This window comes from Actinoplanes ianthinogenes, from assembly GCF_018324205.1.
GTDB classification, from domain to species: Bacteria; Actinomycetota; Actinomycetes; order Mycobacteriales; family Micromonosporaceae; genus Actinoplanes; species Actinoplanes ianthinogenes.
This window is the reverse complement of sequence record NZ_AP023356.1, coordinates 3,052,675-3,075,745: the sequence shown is the minus strand read 5'-3', so window position 1 is coordinate 3,075,745 and position 23,071 is coordinate 3,052,675. Positions and strand designations below refer to the sequence as shown.

Annotated in this window: 16 protein-coding genes and 3 tRNA genes; 9 read left to right on the top strand and 10 right to left on the bottom strand. The window is 73.1% G+C overall.

All coding sequences use genetic code 11. The features are described from left to right. Nucleotides 1–63 precede the first annotated feature (63 nt). The 5 genes from Aiant_RS13795 (at nt 64) to Aiant_RS13775 (ending at nt 1,150) form a co-directional block, all read left to right on the top strand. The gene (locus Aiant_RS13795) at nt 64–252 is read left to right on the top strand and encodes a hypothetical protein (RefSeq protein WP_189334323.1); all 189 of its coding nucleotides are present in this window, start codon (nt 64–66) and stop codon (nt 250–252) included. Between the two features lie 162 nt (nt 253–414). Next, a complete protein-coding gene (locus Aiant_RS13790) occupies nt 415–762 on the top strand; it encodes a ferredoxin reductase domain-containing protein (RefSeq protein ID WP_189334324.1) in 348 nt (115 codons plus the stop codon). Between the two features lie 119 nt (nt 763–881). Next, a tRNA-Gly gene (locus Aiant_RS13785) sits at nt 882–953 on the top strand. Nucleotides 954–994: 41 nt separating this feature from the next. Further along, a tRNA-Cys gene (locus Aiant_RS13780) sits at nt 995–1,065 on the top strand. 13 nt (nt 1,066–1,078) lie between these two features. Next, nucleotides 1,079–1,150, top strand: a tRNA-Val gene (locus tag Aiant_RS13775). 175 nt (nt 1,151–1,325) lie between these two features. Here Aiant_RS13775 and Aiant_RS13770 read toward each other — a convergent pair. After that, nucleotides 1,326–1,802 carry a hypothetical protein gene (locus Aiant_RS13770; protein WP_189334325.1) on the bottom strand — a complete coding sequence of 159 codons (477 nt, stop codon included), beginning with the start codon at nt 1,800–1,802 and terminating at the stop codon, nt 1,326–1,328. 127 nt (nt 1,803–1,929) lie between these two features. Between Aiant_RS13770 and Aiant_RS13765 the strand changes: the two genes are divergently transcribed. Then, nucleotides 1,930–2,718: an arginase family protein gene (locus tag Aiant_RS13765; protein WP_229830927.1), complete on the top strand. Its 789-nt coding sequence runs from the start codon at nt 1,930–1,932 to the stop codon at nt 2,716–2,718. Here the strand turns inward: Aiant_RS13765 and Aiant_RS13760 are convergent. From Aiant_RS13760 to Aiant_RS13750, 3 genes are read right to left on the bottom strand one after another with little or no spacing between them, the layout of a single operon-like run. Continuing rightward, nucleotides 2,684–6,250: a caspase, EACC1-associated type gene (locus Aiant_RS13760; RefSeq protein ID WP_189334326.1), complete on the bottom strand. Its 3,567-nt coding sequence runs from the start codon at nt 6,248–6,250 to the stop codon at nt 2,684–2,686. The genes Aiant_RS13765 and Aiant_RS13760 overlap by 35 nt on opposite strands. After that, complete coding sequence (locus Aiant_RS13755; RefSeq protein ID WP_189334327.1) at nt 6,250–6,624, bottom strand: hypothetical protein; 375 nt, start codon at nt 6,622–6,624, stop codon at nt 6,250–6,252. The genes Aiant_RS13760 and Aiant_RS13755 overlap by 1 nt, the downstream gene beginning before the upstream one ends. Before the next feature lie 51 nt (nt 6,625–6,675). Next, nucleotides 6,676–8,754, bottom strand: a complete 2,079-nt coding sequence (locus tag Aiant_RS13750) for an MMPL family transporter (RefSeq protein ID WP_229830928.1) — start codon at nt 8,752–8,754, stop codon at nt 6,676–6,678. Between the two features lie 129 nt (nt 8,755–8,883). On the opposite strand from Aiant_RS13750, the gene Aiant_RS13745 reads away from it, so the two are divergent. Next, on the top strand, nt 8,884–12,339 hold the full coding sequence (locus Aiant_RS13745; protein WP_229830931.1) for an Ig-like domain-containing protein: 3,456 nt from the start codon (nt 8,884–8,886) through the stop codon (nt 12,337–12,339). 125 nt (nt 12,340–12,464) lie between these two features. Here Aiant_RS13745 and Aiant_RS13740 read toward each other — a convergent pair whose 3' ends face one another. Together Aiant_RS13740 and Aiant_RS13735 are read right to left on the bottom strand one after the other, a co-directional pair. Then, the gene (locus Aiant_RS13740) at nt 12,465–14,834 is read right to left on the bottom strand and encodes an ABC transporter permease (RefSeq protein WP_189334330.1); all 2,370 of its coding nucleotides are present in this window, start codon (nt 14,832–14,834) and stop codon (nt 12,465–12,467) included. Then, nucleotides 14,828–15,559, bottom strand: a complete 732-nt coding sequence (locus Aiant_RS13735) for an ABC transporter ATP-binding protein (protein ID WP_189334331.1) — start codon at nt 15,557–15,559, stop codon at nt 14,828–14,830. Before Aiant_RS13735 ends, Aiant_RS13740 begins: the two co-directional genes overlap by 7 nt. Before the next feature lie 68 nt (nt 15,560–15,627). On the opposite strand from Aiant_RS13735, the gene Aiant_RS46505 reads away from it, so the two are divergent. Continuing rightward, a complete protein-coding gene (locus tag Aiant_RS46505) occupies nt 15,628–18,336 on the top strand; it encodes a helix-turn-helix transcriptional regulator (RefSeq protein ID WP_189334332.1) in 2,709 nt (902 codons plus the stop codon). A gap of 9 nt (nt 18,337–18,345) precedes the next feature. Here Aiant_RS46505 and Aiant_RS13725 read toward each other — a convergent pair whose 3' ends face one another. The 4 genes from Aiant_RS13725 to Aiant_RS13710 form a co-directional block, all read right to left on the bottom strand. Further along, complete coding sequence (locus tag Aiant_RS13725) at nt 18,346–19,563, bottom strand: RNA polymerase sigma factor (protein WP_189334333.1); 1,218 nt, start codon at nt 19,561–19,563, stop codon at nt 18,346–18,348. Further along, nucleotides 19,560–19,892, bottom strand: a complete 333-nt coding sequence (locus Aiant_RS13720; protein WP_189334334.1) for a YciI family protein — start codon at nt 19,890–19,892, stop codon at nt 19,560–19,562. Before Aiant_RS13720 ends, Aiant_RS13725 begins: the two co-directional genes overlap by 4 nt. Nucleotides 19,893–21,064: 1,172 nt before the next feature. Then, entirely contained in the window at nt 21,065–21,280 is a 216-nt protein-coding gene (locus tag Aiant_RS13715) for a PIN domain-containing protein (RefSeq protein ID WP_245006654.1), read from the bottom strand. Between the two features lie 645 nt (nt 21,281–21,925). Continuing rightward, nucleotides 21,926–22,585 carry a DUF998 domain-containing protein gene (locus Aiant_RS13710; RefSeq protein ID WP_189334335.1) on the bottom strand — a complete coding sequence of 220 codons (660 nt, stop codon included), beginning with the start codon at nt 22,583–22,585 and terminating at the stop codon, nt 21,926–21,928. Nucleotides 22,586–22,749: 164 nt separating this feature from the next. On the opposite strand from Aiant_RS13710, the gene Aiant_RS13705 reads away from it, so the two are divergent. Then, nucleotides 22,750–23,070: a YciI family protein gene (locus Aiant_RS13705; protein ID WP_189334336.1), complete on the top strand. Its 321-nt coding sequence runs from the start codon at nt 22,750–22,752 to the stop codon at nt 23,068–23,070. The last annotated feature ends 1 nt before the right edge of the window (nt 23,071 follow it).

Below are 23,071 nucleotides of genomic sequence, written 5' to 3'. Positions count from 1 at the left end.
GGATGGCCCCCTGTGATCCGTAGTCATGCGAGATTGGCGCGCGTGTTCGAGGAGGCCCCTGTGATGGAAGAAGCATTTGTGGCGTACACCGCCGGCCACGCCGACGGATCGGCCGGGCGACGGGACGCGCAGCTCGCCGACGACCCGGAGACCGGTCCGGACTATCGGATCGGGGTGGTGGACGGCAGCGTGGCGGCGTTCCAGGCGGAGCTGGTCGCCGAGGTGCGCCGCCTGCTGGGCGACGCGCACTGACGGTTCTCGTCCGCCGGGGCGGGCCGTGCTCAGGGCGTACCGAAAACCGGTTTTGATCTGATCACGGATCACCTGTCGGATCACGGACCCGACTGACCATCCGGGCCTCGGGCTGGCGAGGCTTGACGGTGACGCTTTGCGGCGCTGTCCGGGGGTGATCCGATGGCCGGTGAGTTCGTGGTCCGCGGGCGGATCCTGCTGCCGCCCGGGGATCGACCGGCTTGCGCGGCCCGGGTGATCACCCGGGCCGAGGACGCTTTCCGTGCCGACGCGCCCGCGGTGCTGGTCGCCGAGGCGATCCGGGAGTCGGTCCCGTTGCCGGGCGGGGAGGGCGTCGTGCCGTTCGAGATCCGGTTGCCGGCCGAGGCCGCCGGACGCTGCACGCTGCGCTTCCACGTGGACGTCACCGGATCGGGCGGGGTCACCGCCGGCGACTACGTCTCCACCCGGTCGTATCCGGTCTCGGGCTTCTCCAGCGGCCTGTCGGTGCCCCTGCGCTGCGTCGAGTGAACAGCCCGTCTGACCTGGTCTTTTTCCATGATCACGGGGAGAACCGGGACCCGCTTTGGCATCGGGTCGGGGGCTCGGCTAATGTTTCCTTCGTCGCCGGGGAAACCGGGCGGTGAGATGCGGAAGTGGCGCAGTGGTAGCGCATCACCTTGCCAAGGTGAGGGTCGCGGGTTCGAATCCCGTCTTCCGCTCGGAGAGGCTGTTGCCGGTTCCATGGGGCACCGGTCTTCTCGGTGGAGTGGCCGAGAGGCGAGGCAACGGCCTGCAAAGCCGTGTACACGGGTTCAAATCCCGTCTCCACCTCGCATCACAGTGCGGGCGATTGGCGCAGCGGGAGCGCGCTTCCTTGACACGGAAGAGGTCACTGGTTCGATCCCAGTATCGCCCACCGACATTCGCATGCGAACCGCCTGTCAGGTCTGACAGGCGGTTCTTCTGTTGCTGGGTTGTCGTTGAGATGCTGGCGTCTGAGCTGCGCCGTTAGGTTTGACAGGTTGTGGCGGGTCCGAATCGGCCCGGTTGCGAGGCGCAGATCTTCCCCAACGACTGGGCAGTCCTGAGGATCACCAGCAGGCCGTCGCCGCGCTGACCGAGATGATCGAGCAGTGGTGGCGTAACCGGCATGATGCTGAGCCGTCCGTACAACAGAACGGTGGTTCGGCGCCATCGACCTCAAGATCACAGGTACCAGCCTGCGAGCCGAGTTCCCCCTCGCCTCGTAACCCTCCCGCTCGCTGTCGTCGGTTTCCGGAAGGCCTGGTACTGATTGCCATCAGCCAGGCCGTCAGAACCGTCCGTGCCGTCAGACGTTTAGCGGCCACCTGTTCGAATGCTTTGTGGCCGGCGCCGTCGCGGGCTTGATGGGACATGCCCTGTATGACGGTGGCGTAGAAGTGGGCCAGCGCTTCCGGGTCGGTGTCCGAGGGCAGGATGCCCGCCTCCTTGTCGGCGATGGCTCGGCGGTCGGCGTCGCGGAGGTCTCGCAGAATCTCGTGGGCCTCCGCCGACTGCGGCGTGTGGCTGGTGGCGGCGCTGATCACCAGGCAGTCTGGGGGCTGTGCCGGATATCTGCAGCGAGACGCTCGGCGGCACCGGCCGACGTATGGGTGGGCCGCGCTGCTCGACGGAGGTTGGAGGCCCGTGACGGGCGCTCCTATGGTCACTTGGGTGACTACCGTGCTGTGCGTTCCGCAGTGGCAAGGGTCGGCGTCCGAGCAGGCGCCGCGGCTCATGACCGGCGCACACCGCGCCGCCGCGCTCATCCCCGCCGACGCCGTGGTGACCGTGCCCGTGCTGGAGACCGGCGGCGAGAAGGCCGCCGGGATCCGCGCGTTCGACGTGCTCGTGGAAAATCAGCGACTGATCCGGGAAGCCCTGGCGGGCATCGACGGCCCGGTCATCACCGTCGGCGGTGAGTGCTCGGTCGACATCGCGCCGATCGCCGCCGCCCGCGAGCGCTACGGCGACGCGCTGACGGTCCTGTACATCGACGCGCACCCGGACGTCTACAGCGTCGACACCCTGCCCTCCGGCGCCTTCCACGCCATGGTCGTGCGTGCGCTGCTCGGCGACGGGCCGCCCGGGCTCACCCCGGCGGAGCCGCTGACGCCGCGGCAGATCATCATCGGCGGTGAGCGGGCGAACATCCCGGTCGAGCACGAGTACCTGGCGCGCCGCGGGCTGCGCCGGCACGGCGTCGACGACCTGGAGCGGGTGCTCGACGGCCTGACCGGCCCGGTGTACGTCCACGTGGACCTCGACGTCCTGGAGCCGGCCGACTTCGGCGCCACCTGCTATCCGGAGCCGGACGGCGTCCGCGCGGAGCGGCTGTTCGACCTGGTCAGCCGGGTGGACGGCGTGGTGGGGGCGGCTGTCACGGAGTGCGCGCCCGCGGGCGGCCTCACCGAGGGTGAGGCCGACGTCATCCGCCGGCTGGGAGCCGCTCTGGCGCGGTGAGATGGCCGGCCAGCTCGGCGACGACCCGCTCCGGTTCGGCGAGACACCGCCAGGCCGGTATCCGCCGTACTTCGGTGACCGAGGCGATGATGTCGAGCCGCCCCAGCGTCCGGCGGAACGGCCGGCCATCCGGATCACCTTCGGGGTCGTCGACCAGCACGGCCAGACTGCGGTCGCCGAGGCCGACCGTGAGATCGACGGGATAGCCGGGCAGGGGTGTGCCCCACCGCACCGTCAGCCCGGCCTCGCGCAGTCCGGGGATCAGCCGGTCGACCGGCCTCGGGCCCAGATCGGCGGCGCCGGCCTCGGGCGCCGGTGGCAGGGCGAGCGCGGTGATCAGGCCGCGCTGCCCGGACCACCACGATCGGTCGCCGACGACGATCAGCTGAGATCGGGCCCGGGTGATCGCGACGTTCCACAGGTTCGTCTCGTTCACGAGCCAGCCGCGGGTGCGATCGCTGATGCCCTGTGCGCCGACCGGCGAGATGACCATGATGTCCTTCTCGCTGCCCTGGAACTTGTGAATGGTCGCGCACAGCAGGTCGGCGCCGAGATCGACGTCCTGGAGCGCCCGGTCCAGAGCTCGCTGCTGCTCGGCCAGGGGTGTCACCACGCCGATCGAGGCGTCCGGGTAGTCCTTGCGGAGCCGCTGTACCTCACCGACCACGGCCTGCACCTCGTCGGCGTTGCGGCCGGAGCCGGTCGCGCCCCGGGTGAAGTGGCCCGGCACGTCCACCCAGCGGGTGGCGGGCTCGGCCGGTGCGGCCAGCCGGGCCGGGTCGGTGAGAACGGTCAACCGGTTCTGATAGACGACCCGGTTCGGCGCCTCGACGATCTCCGGGTGGCACCGATAGTGCTCGTTCAGGAGCACCGTGCCGCCGGCCGCGGTGGCGAACGCCTCGTACGCCGAGTGGCCGCGATAGGTGAGCCGGCGGTCGGTGAGCCACTCCTGCCCGAGACCGGCGCGGGCCTGCTCACTCCGGTCGTCGGTGTCGGCGAGGTCGACGACCGGGGCGAGCTGCCGGGGGTCTCCGATGATCAGGGCGCGCTTGGCCCGATAGAGCATCGGCAGGATGGCCGGGACGGTGCACTGGGCGGCCTCATCGATGATCACCAGGTCGAAGAGTCCCGCCTCGGGCTTCAACCGGCGGGCCGACATCGCGGTGGTCGCCCAGCCGGGAACGGCGGAGAGCAGCTCGGGAAGGTAGGACCAGCTCCGGCCGTCCGGCTTGGCCATCTCGTCGGCCCGGTTCCGCAGCAAGGTCGTGCTGCCGGCCACGCGGGCGGTGATCTGGGCGCGGAGCAGCTGACCGCTGTGCTCCGGCCGGACGTCGTTCTGCAGGGTCCGTAACCGTTCCCAGGCTTCCTCGGCGGTGCCCGGGCGAGACGCGAGCTCGTGGCGCCGCTCCCGCCAGCACTGCTCGATGACTGCTCGCTCGCCGAGGGCGGCGATCGCCGGACGGTCGAACACCCCTTGCGACCGCAGGCGCCGGCGGTGCCACCACCCGAACCACCGGCTGTGCAGTGCCCGGTCGGTCCGCGAAACCAGCCCGGCCAGGGCGGCGTCGTCGAGGTCGGCGAGGTCGCCGTCCCGTTCGAAGGCGAGGTCGGCAAGATCCCGCTCCAGCCGGCGGCGCTGGTCGAGATCCTCGCGCAGTCGCTCGATCTCGTGCTTCACGAGTCGTAACTCCTGGAACGGGCCGCGATCGTCCGGCGCCGGCGGTTGCCAGGCCTGCATCACGTCGGCAAGAAATTGCGGCTCCCGTTGCCGGTACTCCTTGTTCCCGGTGCGCAGCACCAGCCCGGGGCCCACCATGCCGGTGACCCGCTCGACGACCTCGTTGACGGCCCGGTTGTTGGTCGAGCCGATCAGCACGCTCTGCCCGGCCGCCGTGGCGGTGGCCAGCAAGGCGGTGACCAGCTGACTCTTGCCGGTGCCGGGTGGTCCCTGTGCGACGGTCAGGGGCCGGGCCATCGCCGCCCGGATGATCTCCTCCTGGGTCTCGTTGAGCGAGCTGAGAGCCACGGTCAGCGTCGCGGCGTCCGGCTCGTCCCGCGCGTTCCCCAGGTCGGCGGAGAGGGCGCCGAGCGCCGTCGCCTCGATCTTTCCGACCTCTTTGACGATGTCGCCCAGGTCTTCGATCAGCTGCCGCTCCGGGGACTCCTTGCTGCCGGCGGCGAACACCATCCCGGCGTTCTGCACGCGGTTGATCGATCCTCGGCTCGTCGGCCGGACCAGCTGTTCCGGGTCGAGAGTGGACACCGGCTTGAGCCCGAACGCGGTCGCCACCAGGGTGACGACCTCGGCGAGAGATCGGCGGTCACCGGGGTTGAGCCGTTCGGCCACGGCCTGCCGCAGCTCGTCGGCCTCCACCGCGGCCAGCTGGAACTGGTCGATCAGAGCCGGGCTGGGCTGCGGCGGCGCCGGATGTGCCGATCCGTCGTCGCCCACCGTCAGGTCGCAGACGAGCAGCGGCGCCAGCCGGACCGGCCGGCCGTTCTGCCGCAGCGCCACCAGCGGGTAGCCGTATTGCAGGGAACGGCCACCGGCCTCGGCGGACCGGGCCAGCCGCAGCCCGCGATCGGTCAGCGGGACCGGCCCGGTGGCCGAGAGGATGATCTCCGGGCCGGCGGGCGCGGCGATGGCGGAGTCCGGGTCGTCCGGGTTGATGAAGTACTGGAGGACCGCGGAGCGTTGCAGGCAGTTGACGTAGTAGGTGAGCAACTGCCGCCATCGGTCGGTGGTGAACGGGGCGTCGTCCGGCTCCTCCGCGGGCGCTCGGTGAGAGCGTTGTGGACGGTCACCCGGTCCGGCCACGAGCGGGATCGGGTCGGTGACGCCCTCGCTCGACTCGACCGGTTTGTCCTGACGGCGGCGTGACATCTCGGTCATCGCGTAGCGGGACAGGTCGCTCGCGGTGATCCAGCCGTCCTCGCCGGTGCTCTGCGCCGCGCCCCGCAGCCCGTCGAGCAGGACCTCGGTGAAGACCGACGGGCGATCGGGGCCCTGCGCCTTCGACGCCTTGAAGTGGCTGCTCGACGTGAGCAGGAACGTGCCGCGTTCCCGCTTGAGGCGGCGCGGCTCCTGGCGTACGCCGCCGCCGAGCCGATGGCGGGCGGTGAACGAGCCGGAGAAACAGCAGTCGAGAAGGACCACCTTCTGACTGGCCTTGGTGTGGTTGAGCATGTGCCGCAGGACGCCCTCGACGTCGATGGCCGTCGAGTGCAGCGACGCCGGGTCGGTGTCGGCGGCCCCGAGGAACAGCGAATGCTGGTCGTCGTGCCGGATGCCGTGGCCGGAGAAGTAGAAGAGCGCGAGATCGCCGGTGCGACGCGCGCCGTAGAACTCCTCGACGATCTGGACCAGGTGAGCCGCGGGCAGGTCGAGGCGAGCGTCGACGGTGTCGAAGTCGCCGTCGGTCTCCAGCACGGTCTTCACCTGGTCGACGTCCTGGCGGACGCCGGGCAGCGCGGCGAGTTTCGGGTCGGCGTGATAGGTGGCGGTGCCCAGCACCAGCGCGTGCCGGCCCATCAGCGGGAGCGCTCGATGGCGTTCCGGACGATGTCGATCATCTCGGACGCCTGTGCCTTGGTCGGCTGGTCGATGGTGAGCTCGATGTCGCCCACCTTCAGATGCGCCCGGCGTCCCCGGTTGCGCCCGAGAAAGCCGACGACCAGGTCGACCAGAGCCTGCGCGTAGCCCGGATCGGCGCCGGCGACGACCGACAGCGTGCTCAGCGCCACCTCGCCGAGACCCTTGGCGTCGGGGCCGGTGTCCGCCTCCGGCCGGTGTATCTCGCCGAGGTCGCTGAGGTCCTCGGCGAGCTCGTCGGTCAGCAGGTCGAGGGCGAAGTCATCGTCCTCCGGCAGCGGGGTGAAGCTGACCTCGACCACGACCTCGGACACCCGTGCCTCCTGTTGATCACATCCCGAACGCGCCTGTAACGCTACGTATCGTCACAACTGTGGTGCTCGATGTGTCAGCTTCCCGACTGGCACGCGGGCGGTGCCGGGCGTGAACCAGCGCTCGTGCAGCCGGCGCAGCCGCGGCGGCGCCCACCAGTTCCAGTCGCCGAGCAGCTTCATCACCGCCGGCAGGAGCAGGCCGCGGACCACCGTCACGTCGAGCAGCAGCGCGACCGCCATCCCGAAGCCGATCTCCTTGACCGCGGTCAGGTCGCCGAGCAGGAAGCCGAGGAACACCACGCCGATGCAGAGCGCGGCGGCGGTGACGACCGGCCCGGACTTCGCGAGGCCGGCGCGGACGGACCGTTCCTCCCTGATCCGGGCGAGCAGAAACACCTCGTAATCCATCGACAGCCCGAACACGAACACGAACAGCAGGACGGGCGTGGTGACGTCGATGGCGCCCGACGCGCTGACGCCCCACTGGAAGACGACGACCAGCACGCCGAGCGTGGCGAGCAGGGTGAGCGCGTTCATCGCCAGCGCCTTGACCGGCACCACCACCGAGCCGGTCAGCACGAACAGCAGCACCGCCGTGGACAGCAGGATGACCAGCAGAGCGAGCGGGAAGCGCCCGGCCACCGAGTCGCGGTAATCGACCAGTTCCGCCGCGGCGCCGCCGACGAGCACCCGGAACGGCGGATCCGTCGCCCGGATCGCCCGGACCACGTCGCGGGAGGTCCGGCCGGCGGTCTCGCCCTCCGGCGTGACGTCCAGGACGGCCGAGCCCGCCGGGATGTCCGGACGCGCCTCGACCCGCAGCACCCCGTCCAGCCGGTTGAGCGCGTCCAGGAAGTCGCGGTCCGGGTCGGCGTCGACCACCACGACGATCGGGTCGGCCTGCCCGGCGCTGAAGTCGCGCTGCACCCGCTCCTGCACCTGGCGGGCTTCGGCCGAGGCGGGCAGCGCGCGGGCGTCGGAGTTCTCCAGGTTGACCCCGGCCACGAACGGCAGGGACAGCACGAGCAGTCCGGCGGTGACGGCCAGCGCGACCGGTGCCGGCCGGGCCTCGGCGAGCACGGCGAGCCGGGCGAGCAGGCCGGGCCGGGGCGCGCGGGCCGGGCGGATCCGGCGGTGCGCCACCGCGATCAGCGCCGGCACCGCGGTCAGCCCGGCCGCGGTGGCCAGCAGCACCACGAGCGCGCCACCCAGCGCCATCGCCCCGAGCAGCGGTTCGGCGAACGCCAACAGCCCGGCCATGGCGGCGCCGACGGCGAGCCCGGAGATCAGCACGGTCCGGCCGGCGGTCGCGGTGGTCCGGGCGAGCAGCTCGGCGACCGGCGCCTCCGGGTCGGCGTCGCGCTCCTCCCGGAACCGGGCGATCATCAGCAGCGCGTAGTCGACGGCCAGCCCGATGCCGAGCAGCGTGACCACGTTGACGGTGAACTCGCTGACCGCGGTGAGCGCGGTCAGCCCGACCAGGCCGAGCAGCGTCACCGACACGGTGGCCAGCGCGGCGGCGAGCGGGACGGCGCCGGCCACGAAGCCGCCGAGGATCAGCACCAGCAGGATCAGCAGGACGGCGAACGCCACCGACTCGCCGAGGGCCGCGTCGGCGACGGCCTGGTCGGCGAACGCGCGCTCGGCCAGTTTCTCGCCGCCGACCAGCACCTCGGGCGCGTCGATGCGGTGCAGCGCCGCGGCGACCGCGTCCTCCACCCGCTCGCGCCGGTCGTCCGGCAGGCCCCGCGCCAGCTCGACCCGGATCAGCGAGCTCCGGTTGTCGGCGCCGATCCGCCCGCCCGGCGCGCTGTACAGGTCGTCGACCCCGGCGACGCCGTCCATCGCACGGATCCCGGCGGTGACCGCCGTGACGTCGGCGACCAGCGCCGGGTCGTACACGTCGCGTCCACTCACGACGGCGACCACCACCGGGCCCTCGGGCGACAACTGCTCGATCCGCCGGTCGGCCAGCTGCGACTCGGCGTCCGGCCGCAGGCCCGCGGTGGGGGCGAGCCGGTCGAACACCTGGCCGCCCAGGACGGATCCGGCGAGGGTCAGAACCAGCCAGGCGCCGAGCACCGGCCGGCGCAGGCGGGCACACGAACGGCCGAGGGCGCTCAACGTCACCGGGGCATGCAAACACTTTCGATCGACGCGCATCAACCGGACGGTCGGCCAGTTCTGGCCGCTCGGCGGCACGCCGTCCAATTAGGATTTTGCAATCTGTCAGGAATGTTTGGCGTCGGGGGGATGCCCATGTTTCGGCGTGCGCTGAGCGGGATGGTCGCGGTGGCAGCGGTTGCCGCGATGTCGTCGTTCGTCGGCTCGCAGCCCGCGACCGCTGTCGCGCTGCCGACCGGCTTCCAGGAGCAGATCGTCTTCAGCGGGCTGACCCAGCCGGTCGACCTGGAGTTCGCCCAGGACGGGCGGGTCTTCGTCGCCGAGAAGGGCGGCCGGATCAAGGTCTTCGACGGCCTGGCCGACACCACCCCGACGATCTTCGCCGACCTGTCGTCCACTGTGCACAACCAGTGGGACCGGGGCCTGCTCGGCATGGCGCTGGCCCCCAACTTCCCGGCCGACCCGTACGTCTACGTCCTCTACACCTACGACGCGCCGCCCGGCCGGACCGCCCCGGTCTGGAACGACGTCTGCGCCAACGCCAACGACGGCAGCTGCGTCGTCACCGGCCAGCTCTCCCGGCTGCGCGCCGACGGCAACACCATGACCGGCGGCGAGCAGGTGCTGCTGCGCGACTGGTGCCAGCAGTTCCCCAGCCACTCCATCGGCGACCTCGCCTTCGGCGCCGACGGGATGCTCTACGTCTCGGCCGGTGACGGGGCGAGCTTCAGCGCGGTCGACTACGGCCAGCTCCCCTCCGGCGCACCGACCAACCCGTGCACCGACCCGGCGAACGAGGGCGGCGCGCTGCGCTCGCAGGACGTCCGGACCGGTACGGACGAGACCCAGCTGGACGGCGCGCTGCTGCGGCTCGACCCGGCCACCGGCGCGGCCGCGCCCGGCAACCCGAACCTCGGCGCCGCCGACCCGGACACCCGCCGGATCGTCGCGCACGGCCTGCGCAACCCGTACCGGATCACGATGCGGCCGGGCACCAACGAGACCTGGATCTCCGACACCGGGTGGAACACCTGGGAGGAGGTCGACCGGGTGGTCAACCCGACCGCCGGGGTGACCAACTTCGGCTGGCCCTGTTACGAGGGCAACGCCCGGCAGTCCGGGTACGACAGCGCCAACCTGCCGATCTGCGAGAACCTCTACACCGAGCCGGCCGGCGCCGTCACCGCGCCGTTCGTCACCTGGAACCACTCCAGCAAGCTGATCGCCGGCGAGGCCTGCCCGACCGGCAGCTCGTCGTCGACCGGGGTGGCGTTCTACCCGGCGGCCGGTGGCCCCTACCCCGACGAGTACGACGGCGCGGTCTTCTTCGCCGACTACTCGCGCCGGTGCATCTGGGCGTCGCTGCCGTCCACCCCGGGCGGCCTGCCCGACCCGGCCAACCTGCGGACGTTCGTCTCCGACGCGGCCGGCCCGGTCGACCTGGAGGTCGGCCCCGGTGGCGAGCTCTACTACGCCGACCTGGGCGGGACCATCCGCCGGGTGCGGTACTTCCCGGGCAACCAGCCGCCGAGCGCGGTCATCGACGCCGCGCCGACGCAGGGTCCCGCGCCGCTGACCGTCACCTTCCACGGCGCCGCCTCCAGCGACCCGGACCCGGCCGACGAGGGCCGCCTCAAGTACGCCTGGGACTTCACCGACGACGGCGTCACCGACGCGACCACGCCGACCGCGACCTTCACGTACACCACGCCGGGCACGCACACCGCCCGGCTGACCGTGACCGACACGCTGAACGCGACCGGCACCAGCACGGTCACCATCACGCCCGGCAACGAGGCGCCGACCGGGGTGATCGACACGCCGGCGGCGGGCACCACCTGGAAGGTCGGCGACACCATCAGCTTCACCGGCCACGCCACCGACCCGCAGGAGGGCACCCTGCCCGCCTCGCGCCTCGACTGGGACCTGGTCATGCACCACTGCTCGGCGCCGGACACCTGCCACGAGCACGACATCCGCCGGTGGACCGGGGTGGCGTCCGGGTCGTTCGAGGCGCCCGACCACGAGTACCCGTCCTATCTGGAGCTCAGGCTGGTCGCCACCGACCAGGGCGGCCTGACGCACACCGTGTCGCGCCGGCTCGACCCGAAAACGGTCGACCTGACCTTCACCTCGGTGCCGGCCGGGCTCCAGCTCGCGGTCGGCTCCTCGTCGGCCGCCACGCCGTTCACCCGCACGGTGATCCAGGGCTCGACCAACTCGGTGTCCGCGCCGTCGCCGCAGGGCGCCTCGACGTTCGCGTCCTGGTCCGACGGCGGGGCGCAGACCCACATCGTGACCGCGCCGGTGACGGCGACGACGTACACCGCGACCTACACGACCGCCCCGGTGTCGCAGCGGATCGGCTACACCGCGGTCGGCGCGTCGCTGGACAGCGGCGACGCGAACCACATGAACGGCTCGCGGTTCGTCACCGGGGCCGACCCGGCGACCGTCACGTCCATGTCGGTCTACGCCAAGGGTGTGCAGTCCGCGCCGAACAACCAGTATCAGCTGGCGATCTACGCCGACGCGAGCGGTTCCCCGGGCGCCCGGGTGGCCACCAGCACAACGGGCACCCTGACCGCCAACGCGTGGAACACCCGCCCGATCACCGCGGCGCTGGCCGCGAACACCGCGTACTGGCTGATGTACAACACCAACGGCGACAACAACCTGAGCTACGACGCCGGGACGGCCAACCAGGGCGCCTGGAGCAGCGCGTCGACCGCGTTCGGCACCTGGCCGGCGACGTTCGGCACGGCCAGCCGGTGGAACGCGAAGTTCTCGATCTACGCGACCACCGGGGTGGACACCACCGCGCCGACGGTGACCTCGACGACCCCGGCCGGCGGCGCCACCGGGGTGGCGGTGACCGCGCCGATCACCGTGCGGTTCAGCGAGGGCATGGCGGCCGGCACCATCACGCCGGCCAACCTGGAGCTGCGCGGTCCGGGTGGCACGCTGATCGGCCGGACCGTCGCCTACGACGCGGCCAACCAGGCGGCGACGATCACGCCGTCGGCGGCGCTGACCGCGTCCACCGCGTACACGGTGACGGTCCGGACCGGCGTGACCGACGTGGCGGGCAACGCGCTCGCGGCCGATCACCAGTTCTCGTTCACCACCGCGAGCCCGGCCGCACCGCGGCTCGGGTACGACCAGGTGGGCGCGTCGCTGGACTCCGGTGACGCGAACTTCATGAACGGCTCGCGGTTCGTCACCGGCGCCGCCGGGCTCACGGTGAGCCAGATCTCGGTGTACCTCAAGGGCGTGCAGGCCACGCCGGCCAACCAGTTCCAGGTGGCGATCTACGCCGACGCGAGCGGCTCGCCCGGCGCCCGGGTGGCCGCCAGCACCTCGGGCACGCTGACCGCCAACGCCTGGAACAGCCGGCCGGTCACCGCGACGCTGGCGCCGAACACGGCCTACTGGCTCGTCTACAACACCAACGGCGACAACAGCCTCAGCTACGACACCGGCACGGCCAACCAGGGCGCCTGGAGCGCGGCGACGTCTTTCGGCACCTGGCCGGCCACGTTCGGCACGTCCACCCGCTGGACCGCCAAGTTCTCGATCTACGCGTCCTGACTTCACGATCAAGACCAGTTTCGCGTACGCCGTGAGCACCACCCGTACCGAAGGAAAGGCAATGACCCGCGTCGGTCCGGCGGCGAGCGGAGGGGCTCGCCGCCGGAGGCGATGCTCGTGCCGGCCTAGGCTCGCAACGGTGATCGGGCGCCGCGCTCCAGGACGGCCGGCAGCACCGTGGCGACCAGCACGCATGCCCCGATCACCGCGCCCAGCACGGTCCACGACACGTCGATCGGCAGCGGCCCGGTCACCGGCAGCAGCGTCACCCACAGCCCGGCGATGCCCGCCGCCGTGACGCCCGTCGCGAGTACCACCCCGACGCCGACGCAGACCAGTGACTCGGACACCGCGTACCCGAGGATCTGCCCGTGGCCGGCGCCGAGCAGACGCATGGTGTTCCGTTCCCCGGCGCGGTCCGGCGCGCTCATGACCAGCGTGTTGACCAGCGCGATGAAGGTGTAGGTCACCAGGATCCCGAGCACCAGCAGCAGCCCGAGGCGGCTCGCGCCGGACCGTCCGGCGGCGGTCCCGGCCGTCCACTGCCGCTTGCTGACCACCGTGGCCCGGTGTCCCTCGGCCGCCTGGCGCAGCGCCGTCTCGACCGCCTTCGCGTCGCTGCCGGGACGGATCTCGACGAGCGCCTTCGCCGGCGGGCCGCCACCGGCGTTGCGCGGGCTCAGGTACGCGGCCGTCGGCGCACCGGGCGGCAGCACCCGGAGCACCCGCAGCCGCGTCTCGGTGCCGCCGGCCAGCCACAGCCGGACGGTGTCGCCCTCCCGGTATCCCCAGTCGCCCTCGACCGCGATCCCGTCGTCCGGAATGGACTCGGTGCCTTCCGCCGGGCGCTGGATCAGCACGGAGTCGCCTTCCAGCGTGTACACGCTGGTCTCGGTGATCGTCGACACGACGGCGCCGGGCACCGCGTGCAGCCGGGCGACCAGCTCGGCGTCGAGCCCGGCGGCACCGTCCGGCAGCACCAGGTAGTCGGCCCGCACCGAGCCCGCCTGGATCACCGTCTTCGCGGTGTCGGTCATAGCCGAGGCGGTGAGCAGGGCGGCGGGCAGCGCGACCGTCATCAGCACCGGCGTCGCGAGCGCCGCGGTCCGCCGCGCCGAGCTGGTCGCGGCGGCCGCCACCAGCTTGCCGACCACGCCGCCCCGCCGCCGCAACGGCCAGGTCAGCAGCCGGGCGGTGGGCCGGACCACGGCGGGCGCGAGCAGCGCGGCGGCCGTGACCAGCAGCATCAGGACCGGCATGTACGTCTTCCGGTTCGTGCCCGACGCGGGATCCCCGACGGCGGTGACCGCGATGCAGACCAGCGCGGTGGCCAGCGTGCCCAGGCCGATCAGCAGGCGGGGGAGGGGCATCGGCCGGGCCGGCGCGGCATTCTCGGCCAGCGCCTCGGCGGGCCGGATCCGGCTGGCCCGCCAGGCCGAGGTCAGCACGGCCAGCAGGGCGACGAGCACACCACTGAGAAAGGCCCAGTGTGCCGGCGCGCCGGACTCGCTGACCTCGTGGATCCAGTCCGGCGCCAGGTGCCGGGCCACCAGCCAGTCCAGCACGGCCGGTGCGGCGTACGGCCCGGCCGTCGCGCCGGCCGCGGCCGCGACGGCGGCGACGATCAGCGCCTCGGCGTACAGCATCCGGCGGATCTGGCCCGGGGTGGCGCCGGCCGCCCGCAGCAGCGCCATCTCCCGGCGCCGCTGCCCGACCGCGAAGGCGAAGGTCGTGGCCACCACGGCGATCGCGATGAAGACGGCGAACCCGAGCGCGATGCCGACGATGGTGTTCGCGTTGTTGCGGGCGTCGTCGTCGCTGTCCCGGTCCGGGTCGAGCCGGCCCCGGTCGTCCCCGGTCAGCACCCGGCCCCGGTCGCCGGCCACCGCGCGGACCCGGTCCGCCGGCTGCTGGACGAGGAGGGCGTCGACGCGCGGGGACAGCTGCGCGGCGCGGGCGTCGGTGAAGAAGAGGGACACCTCGCGGGCGGGACTACAGAGCCCGGTGACGGTGTATTCGCGGACACCGGCCGCCGTCACCACCCGCACCCGGTCCCCGGGCCGGGCGCCGGCGCTCACCACGACCTCGTCGTCGGCGGCCGGCGCCCGCCCGGCGATCAGCCGCTGCCCGGCCGCCGGCAGCGCCGAGAAGGGCCGGCCCACGCTCGGGCCGTCCCCGTCGGCGAGCGTCGCCGGGAAGACCCGGTCGGCGACCGCGCCCGGCAGGCCGGCGACCAGCTCGGCCGGGACTCCGGAGCGCTGGGCGAGCGGCGCGGTCGCGGCGCCCCGCCAGGTCGGCACGCTCAGTTCGTCGGTGCCGACCACGACGACCGGGACGTCGCGATAGCGCTGCGGCCCCCGGTCGGGTCCGCCGGCCGTGGTGGCCAGCACCTGGCCGAGCGCCGCGACCAGCGCCGAGCCCAGTGCCAGGGCGACCAGCGTGCCGGCGAACGACCGCCACCGCAGCCGCAGCGTGGCCAGCGCGAGGATCAGCATGCCGACGCCTCCAGCCGGGCCATGTGGATCATGATGGCCTCGGCCGTCGGCGCGACGATCTCGCCGTCGATCCGGCCGTCGGCGAGGAACAGCACCCGGTCGGCGAACGCCGCGGCGTGCGCGTCGTGGGTGACCATCACGACGGTCTGGCGGCGCTGGTCGACCAGCTCGCGCAGCAGTCGCAGCACCTGCTCGCCCGAGCCGCGGTCCAGCGCGCCGGTCGGCTCGTCGGCGAAGACCACGGCCGGCGCGGTCAGCAGCGCCCGGGCGATGGCGACGCGCTGCTGCTGGCCGCCGGAGAGCTCGCCCGGCCGGTGCCCGGCGCGGTCCGCGAGCCCGACCGCGGCCAGGCTGGCGAGCACGTCGGAGCGGCGGGGGCGGCGACCGGCGAGCCGCAGCGGCAGGGCGACGTTCTGCGCGGCGGTGAGCGCGGGCATCAGGTTGAAGGACTGGAAGACGAAGCCGATGCCGTCCCGGCGCAGCAGCGTGCGCCGCCGCTCGCTGAGTGCGGTCAGGTCCTGCCCGTTGAGGCTGACCCGCCCCGAGGTGGGCCGGTCCAGCCCGGCGGCGCATTGCAGCAAAGTGGACTTGCCGGAGCCGGAGGGGCCCATGACGGCGGTGAACGAGCCGGTGTCGAAGCTGACCGAGACGCCGGCCAGCGCGGTGACCCCGTTGGCGTAACGCCGGGTCACCTCGTTGACGTCTACGACGGGTACCGAAGGCATGCTTCCGACGCTAGGAAGCGCGATTCCCCAGGGGTACCGGACACATGACTGGTGTAGCTTCCGATCCCATGATCCTGGGCCGGGACGCCGACCGTGCCGCGCTGCGCGACGTGGTGCGGCAGGCCCGCGTCGGGCACAGCGCCGCGCTGGTGGTCCGCGGTGAGCCCGGCATCGGCAAGTCCGCGCTGCTCGGCGACATCACCGCCGGGCCCGGGCTGACCGTGCTGCGCTGCGCCGGCGTGGAGTCCGAGGCGGAGATCCCGTTCGCCTCGCTGCACCTGCTGCTGCACCCGGTGCTCGGCCGGGCCGAGGCGCTGCCCGGGTTGCAGCGCGCCGCCCTGCTCGGCGCGCTGGGGATGGCGCCCGCCCAGGGCCGGGACCCGCTGCTGGTCGGCGCCGCCGTGCTGACCCTGCTCGGCGAGCTGGCCGAGACGGAGCCGGTGCTCTGCCTGGTCGACGACGCGCACTGGCTCGACGAGGCGTCCGCCCGCACGCTGCGCTTCGTGGCCCGCCGCCTGCACGCCGACGCCGTCGCGATGATTTTCGCGGCCCGTCCCGAGTTCGACCCGGCCGGCCTGCCCGAGCACCGGCTGGACGGGATCGTGGCGGCCGACTGCGACACGCTGCTGGACCGCTGGGCCCCGGGCCTGGACCGTCCGGCCCGGGACCGGATCATCCGGGACAGCGCCGGAAATCCGCTCGCGCTGCGCGAGCTCTCGCAGGTGGCGCCGGACCACGCTCATCTGCCGGGTCCGCTGCCGCTTCCGCGCCGCATCGAGAACGCCTTCGGTACGCGTATCGCCCGGCTCACCCCGTCCGCCCGCACCGTCCTGGCCCTCGCCGCCGCCGACGAGACCGCCGCCCTCGGGGTCCTGCTGCGCGCCGCCGCGGCCCACGGCATCTCCCGCGACGAGCTGCGCGGCGCCCTGCATGAGGCCGAGACCGCCGAGCTGCTCCGGGTCTCCGGCGGCCGGGTCGGGTTCACCCACCCGCTGCTGCGCGCCGCCGCCTATCAGCAGGCTGGCTTCGACGAGCGGCTCGCCGTGCACCGGTCCCTCGCGGACGCCCTCGCGGCGGAGCCCGACCAGCAGGCCTGGCACCTCGCCGCCGCCGCGACCGGTCCCGACGACGCGGCCGCGGACGCCCTCCAGCGGGCCGCCGAACGCGCGCGGGGCCGCAGCGGCCACGCCGCGGCGGCCGCCGCTCTGGAACGCGCCGCCGACCTGACGCGCGACCCCGGCACCCGGGCCCGCCGGCTCATCGAGGCCGCGACCGCCGCCAGCGACGCCGGCCGGCACCAGCGGGTGCGCCCCCTGCTGGACCGGGTCGGCGACGTGCCGGTCGATCCGGTCCTGACCGCCCGTTACCACGAGTTGCGGGCCCGGGTCGCCTTCGACTCCGGTGACGCCGCGCGGGCACACGACCTGCTGGTCGCCGCCTCGGCGGCGCTGGCCGAGCACGATCCGGTCGCCGCCCGGACGGTGCTGATCGACGCCGCCCGCAACGCCTGGCAGCTCAGCGACCCGTCCCGGGTCGCGGACGCCGCCGCCCGGCTGGCCGCCCTGGGCCCCGCCCCGGACGCGCTGGCCGCAGCCGTGGCGGCCGTCGCCGGCGCCGCCGACCTGCTCACCACCGGCCCGGCGGGCGCCCTGCGAGCCATGCGCCCGCTGGTCGCCGCCGGACTGCGGCCGGGCGGCTCCTACGCGTTACGGCTCAACGCCGCGTTCGTGGCCGGCATCGTCGGCGACTTCACCGCCGGCAGCAGCATCGCCCGCCAGGTCGTCGACGAGTGCCGGGCCACCGGCGCCGTCGGCTGGCTGCCGCTCGCGCACGTCACGCTCGCCACCGCGGAGCTGTACCTCGGACAGTTCCGCACCGCCGGTGCCTCGGCCGTCGAGGGACTGCGACTGGCCGCCGACACCGGCCAGCCGAACCGCACCGGATACCTGGAGGGGGTGCTGGCCTGGATCGCCGCGGTGCGGGGCGACGAGGAGGAGTGCCTGCGTCTCGCCGCCCAGTGCCACGACGGCTTCACCACTCACCGCATCGCCAACGGCCTCGCCTGGGCGGTCTGGGGCCGGGCCCTGCTCGACCTGGCCCTGGGCCGCGCCGCCGACGCGCTGGACCGGCTCGACGCCGCCCTGGACGGGCCGGTGCGGCACCAGATCCACGCCGTCCACTTCGCCGCCGACCAGGTCGAATGCGCGGTCCGCCTGGGCGAGCCGGAGCGCGCCCGCGCGGCCGCCGACCGGTTCGCCATCTGGGCCGAGGAGTCCGGCCAGCCCTGGGCCCGGGCCGTCACGCACCGCTGCGAGGGCATGCTCGCCGCCGACCCGGACGTCGCGGAACACCACTTCACCACGGCGTTGCGCGCCCACGCCGACGGCGCCCGGCCGTGGGAGATCGCGCGTACCCAGTTGGCGTTCGGCGAACGGCTGCGCCGCGACCGCCGCAAGAACCAGGCCCGCCGCCACCTGCGAGCCGCCCGGGAGACCTTCGAACGCCTCCCGGCCCGCGCCTGGGCCGACCGCGCCGCCGCGGAGCTGCGCGCCGCCGGCGAACAGTCCGACACGGCCCCCGCCGTCGACCTGCTCGCCACCCTGTCCCCGCAGGAGCTGCAGATCGTCACACTCGCCCACGCCGGCCTGACCAACCGCGAGATAGCCGCCCGCCTGTTCCTCAGCCCGAAAACAGTCAGCTACCACCTCTACCGGGCCTTCCCCAAACTGGGCGTGGCCAGCCGGGGACAACTGGCCCGCATCGACCTACCCACCTGAGCGCCCGGGTCAGGTGGCCAGCTGGTCGCGGCGGCGGGTGAGGTATGCCTGCTCGGCCGTGTTGCCGCTCAGCTCGATCGCGCGGTCGTAGGCCGCCCGCGAGTCGCCGCTGCGGCCCAGCCGGCGCAGCAGGTCGGCGCGGACCGCGTGGTACGCGTGATAGTCCGCCAGCGGCAGGTCCGCGACCTGGGCCAGCGCCACCTCCGGCCCGTCCAGCTCGGCCACCGCGATCGCCCGGTTCAGGCGCACGATCGGTGACGCGTCCACCCGGAGCAACTGATCGTAAAGCGCCAGGATCTGCGACCAGTCGGTGTCCCGGACGTCCGGGGCGTCGGTGTGCACCGCGTTGATCGCGGCCAGGATCTGGTAGCGCCCCGGCGCCTGTCCGGCGGCCAGCCGGGCGCGGACCAGGGCGTGCCCCTCGGCGATCAGCGCCCGGTCCCAGGCGCCCCGGTCCTGCTCGGCCAGGGTGACCAGCTCGCCGCTCGCCGACACCCGGGCGGCCCGGCGGGCCTCGGTGAGCAGCATCAGCGCCAGCAGCCCGGCGACCTCGCCGTCGGCCGGGAGCAGCGCGTGCACCAGCCGGGTCAGCCGGATCGCCTCGCCGGTGAGGTCGGCGCGGACCGCCTCGGCGCCCGGACCGGAGGCCAGATAACCCTCGTTGAAGATCAGGTACAGCACGGCGAGCACGCCGGTGACCCGGGCCGGGAGATCGTCGCGCAGCGGCACGCCGTACGGGATCCGGGCCGCCTTGATCTTCGCCTTGGCGCGGGTGATGCGCTGGCCCATGGCGGTCTCCTGGACCAGGAACGCATGGGCGATCTCGGCCACGGTGAGCCCGCCGACCAGTCGCAGCGTCAGGGCGACCCGGGCCTCCATGGCGAGCGCCGGGTGGCAGCAGGTGAAGACGAGACGGAGCCGGTCGTCGTCGATCGCGCCGAGCGGCTCCGGGGTAGCGGACAGCACCAGCGCCTCCCGGTGTTTCTCGTCGCGCCGTGCCTCGCGGCGAAGACGGTCGATGGCCTTGCGGTTCGCCGTGGTGGTCAGCCAGGCGCCGGGCGCCGGCGGGACACCGTCGACCGGCCAGCGCTCGACGGCCGTCGCGAACGCCTCGGCCGCCATCTCCTCGGCCAGGTCCAGATCACCGAACCGCCGGGCCACGGTCGCGACCACCCGGGCCCACTCCTCGTGGTGAACCCGGGTGAGCGCGTCGCCGACGCCGCTCACGCGTCCAGGAACGGGCGCACCTCGACCCGCCGGTTGCACGCCTTCGACCCGGCCGCGGCGAGCCGCAACGCCACGTCGAGATGCGGCGCCTCGACGATCCAGAAGCCGATCACGAACTCCTTCGACTCCACATAGGGCCCGTCGGTGTACACCGGCGCCGCCGCCCGGGCGTCGATCACGGTCGCCGCGTCCGGCCCGGCCAGCCCACCCGCGAACACCCACTGCCCATCAGCCTGAAGCCGCTCGTTGAACACGTCGATCGCCGCCATCTCGTCATCGGTGGCCCGCGCGTCCGAGTCGTGCAGCACAGAGATCAGATACTGCGTCATCCCGCTCATCTCCCGTCCCCGGCGACCACCCACGGACCGCCTCACACCCCTGCGACGAACCCCGTCCTCCCGATCCGACACGCTCCGCCAAGATTTTCCAGGATCTTTTCCGGTACGACTCGTGGTCCCGGCCGGCCGGCTCGCCAGGCCCGGCCCCCACCGGACCGCCCCGCGTCTCATGCGGGTCCGCCGCCCCTCACGGTCACGCTCAACCGCCGATCCCCGCCCCACCGACGCGGCGTCCCCCGCCGGTCCCTCACCAAGCGCACCCACCGGCGCGGCGTCGGCCGACGGTCCCGTCCCGTTCCGCATCCGTCGGTGCGGCGTCGGCCGACGGTCCTTCACCACGCGCGCCCACCGGTGTGGCGTCGGCTGACGGTCCCGTCCCGTTCCGCATCCGTCGGTGCGGCGTCGGCCGACGGTCCTTCACCACGCGCGCCCACCGGTGTGGCGTCGGCTGACGGTCCCGTCCCGTTCCGCATCCGTCGGTGCGGCGTCGGCCGACGGTCCTTCACCACGCGCGCCCACCGGTGTGGCGTCGGCTGACGGTCCCGTCCCGTTCCGCATCCGTCGGTGCGGCGTCGGCCGACGGTCCTTCACCACGCGCGCCCACCGGTGTGGCGTCGGCTGACGGTCCCGTCCCGTTCCGCATCCGTCGGTGCGGCGTCGGCCGACGGTCCTTCACCCGCGCGCCCACCGGTGTGGCGTCGGCTGACGGTCCCACCCCGCTCCGCATCCGTCGGTGCGGCGTCCGCTGACGGTCCCGTCCCGCCCTGCACCCGCCGGTGCGGCGTCCGCCGACCGACGGTCCTTCACCCGCACGCCCACCGGTGCGGTGTCCGCTGACGGTCCCGTCCCGCTCCGCATCCGCCGGTGTGGCGTCAGCTGACGGTCCCACCCGCCCTGCACCCGTCGGTGCGGCGTCCGCCGACGGTCCCACATCCTCCGCGCTGCCGCGCTGCCGGCGCCGAGCGCCCGTGCCCACAGCGAACCCGCACGACACGCGCCGTGGCCCGGAGTGGCCGCGGCCTCGCGAGCCGACTGGCACGGGACGCCAAGTCGTACCGGAAAATGGGGTGACCGAAAGCCGCAGCGACCCGGAAGCGGCGGATGATCGGCGCTGCCGCATCGAGCCGTGACCGGGCCGCGGATCGCTGAGCTGCGTGAACTTCTCAGACCTCCAAGGTGTCGACCGCCTGGCCGGTGACAGCCGCGATCAGGGCGAAATCCTTGTCGATCGCGGGAACGGTCAGGCCGGTCTTCCCCGCCGTGGCCGCGATCAACGGATCCGGGGCTGAGCGCGCACGATGCTGCCCGCGATCCGCCAGGAGCATGTGCACCTGAAAAGCTCTGTCCTCGATCGCCGGAGTCAGACGGTCGATCGGCATCGGAGGAAGCGGCGGGAGCGCGAACCGCTGCTGTCCGGCCGCACCGCTGCTCAAGCTTGCGGCACAGACATGGGTTGCCGGCGGCGTCGATGCGATCGACGGCGTCCTCACTCAGATCGCGGATGAGGATGTTGGGCATCGGCTACCTCCGGCGGGGGTGGTCTCACGATGTCGCCGTGGCGGGACCGAGCGTGCGCCCGGCGAAGTGGCAGCGATCCGCATCGCGTGAACGGCGACGCTTCAGGTGAGCGTCGCCGTCGCGGTCCGGTGGCTGCGGGTTCGGGATGTCTCGTGGCTGGTGAGGGGTACCTCTGGCCGCCGGTCTGGGTTGCTGGTGCTGTCTTGTGGCTGGTGAGGTGCTTCTGGCCGCCGGTCTGGGTTGCTGGTGCTGTCTTGTGGCTGGTGAGGTGCTTCTGGCCGCCGGTCTGGGTTGCTGGTGCTGTCTTGTGGCTGGTGAGGTGCTTCTGGCCGCCGGTCTGGGTTGCTGGTGCTGTCTCCTGGTCGGTGAGGAGCCTCTGCCCGCCGGTCTGGTTGCTGCGGCTGTTCGCGCCTGGTGAGGAGAGCTCTGCTGGCCGGTCTGGTTGTTGCGGCTGGTTCGTGGGGTGGCTCGGCGGTTTGGAGACACCCCGGGACCAGCCGCGCGTTTCAGCGGCGGACGTGGAGGGCGGTGGCGGTGAGGAAGCACATCGCGGTGATGGCGCCGGCGGCCAGGGTGAGGGAGCCGGCCGGGCCGCCGGTCATGGCCCAGGCGTCGCCGAGCAGCAGGGCGGTGCCGGAGAGGGTGGCGGCCAGGGCGGTGCCGCGGGCGCCGGCGGCCTTGAAGTGGCGGGCCAGCACGTAACAGGCGGCGATCAGGGCGGTGAAGGTGATCGAACCGGCGACCATGTGGCCGATGCTGTGCCAGCTCATCGTGGCGGGCATGCCGGCCGGGGTGCCGATCGGGTAGCCGTCGGCCGGGTCCATCACCAGCACGCCGGCGGCGAACATGCCGAGGCCGGTGATCCGGACCAGGCGCGGCGCCCACCGGCTGGGGATCGCGCGGCGGAGGCCGGTGGCGCCGGTCACCAGCAGGATGCCGGCCAGGACGAAGTTGGTGATCTGCAGCCAGCCGAGGGCGCCGGTGCTCAGCAGGCTCAGCGGGTGCCGGGTGAGGTCGAAACCGTCGCGGGTGGCGGCCTGGGTGAGCGAGACCGCGGCCCACAGCGGACCGGCGACCGCGAGCGCCCCGAGCAGCGCCCGGGTGGTGCGGTCGGCGGTGCGGCGAGCGGCGGCGGGGGTGCGGGTGGCGGCGGCGGTGGTGGTCATCTCGGGCTCCTTCTCGATCGGTTGTCTGCCCCTTCGTCGCTCGGGCCGATGTGACAGGTAATCGACCGTGAGGCGCAGTGTCACGGGCGGGGCAGGCGTGATTACCTGTCACATGGGCCCGGACGACGTCAGGGTGCAAGCAACCGCGAGAACGGAGAGAAACGATGCGCTACCTGATGCTCTCGAAGACCCAGAACAACCAGCCTGACGAGAAGCTGTTCGCCGAGATGGCGGCGTTCATCGAGGAGATGACGGCGTCCGGTGTGCTGCTGGCGACCGGTGGCCTGGACCCGGCCGGGTTCAAGATCGCTTCGAGTGGGGACGACGTGACGGTGACGGACGGGCCGTTCACCGAGGCGAAGGAGGCGATCGGCGGGTTCGCGCTGGTCGAGGTGCGGTCGCGGGAGGAGGCGGAGGAGCTGGGCCGCCGGTTCCGCAAGATCGTCGGGGACGGGGAGAGCCTGATCCACCAGGTCTACAGCTGAC

Coding starts and splice junctions, on each gene's coding strand:
- Aiant_RS13795 (WP_189334323.1), top strand. CDS start 64: ATGGAAGAAGCATTTGTGGCGTACACCGCCGGCCACGCCGACGGATCG.
- Aiant_RS13790 (WP_189334324.1), top strand. CDS start 415: ATGGCCGGTGAGTTCGTGGTCCGCGGGCGGATCCTGCTGCCGCCCGGG.
- Aiant_RS13760 (WP_189334326.1), bottom strand. CDS start 6,250: ATGGGCCGGCACGCGCTGGTGCTGGGCACCGCCACCTATCACGCCGAC.
- Aiant_RS13745 (WP_229830931.1), top strand. CDS start 8,884: ATGTTTCGGCGTGCGCTGAGCGGGATGGTCGCGGTGGCAGCGGTTGCC.
- Aiant_RS13740 (WP_189334330.1), bottom strand. CDS start 14,834: ATGCTGATCCTCGCGCTGGCCACGCTGCGGCTGCGGTGGCGGTCGTTC.
- Aiant_RS13735 (WP_189334331.1), bottom strand. CDS start 15,559: ATGCCTTCGGTACCCGTCGTAGACGTCAACGAGGTGACCCGGCGTTAC.
- Aiant_RS46505 (WP_189334332.1), top strand. CDS start 15,628: ATGATCCTGGGCCGGGACGCCGACCGTGCCGCGCTGCGCGACGTGGTG.
- Aiant_RS13720 (WP_189334334.1), bottom strand. CDS start 19,892: ATGACGCAGTATCTGATCTCTGTGCTGCACGACTCGGACGCGCGGGCC.
- Aiant_RS13715 (WP_245006654.1), bottom strand. CDS start 21,280: ATGCCGATCGACCGTCTGACTCCGGCGATCGAGGACAGAGCTTTTCAG.
- Aiant_RS13710 (WP_189334335.1), bottom strand. CDS start 22,585: ATGACCACCACCGCCGCCGCCACCCGCACCCCCGCCGCCGCTCGCCGC.
- Aiant_RS13705 (WP_189334336.1), top strand. CDS start 22,750: ATGCGCTACCTGATGCTCTCGAAGACCCAGAACAACCAGCCTGACGAG.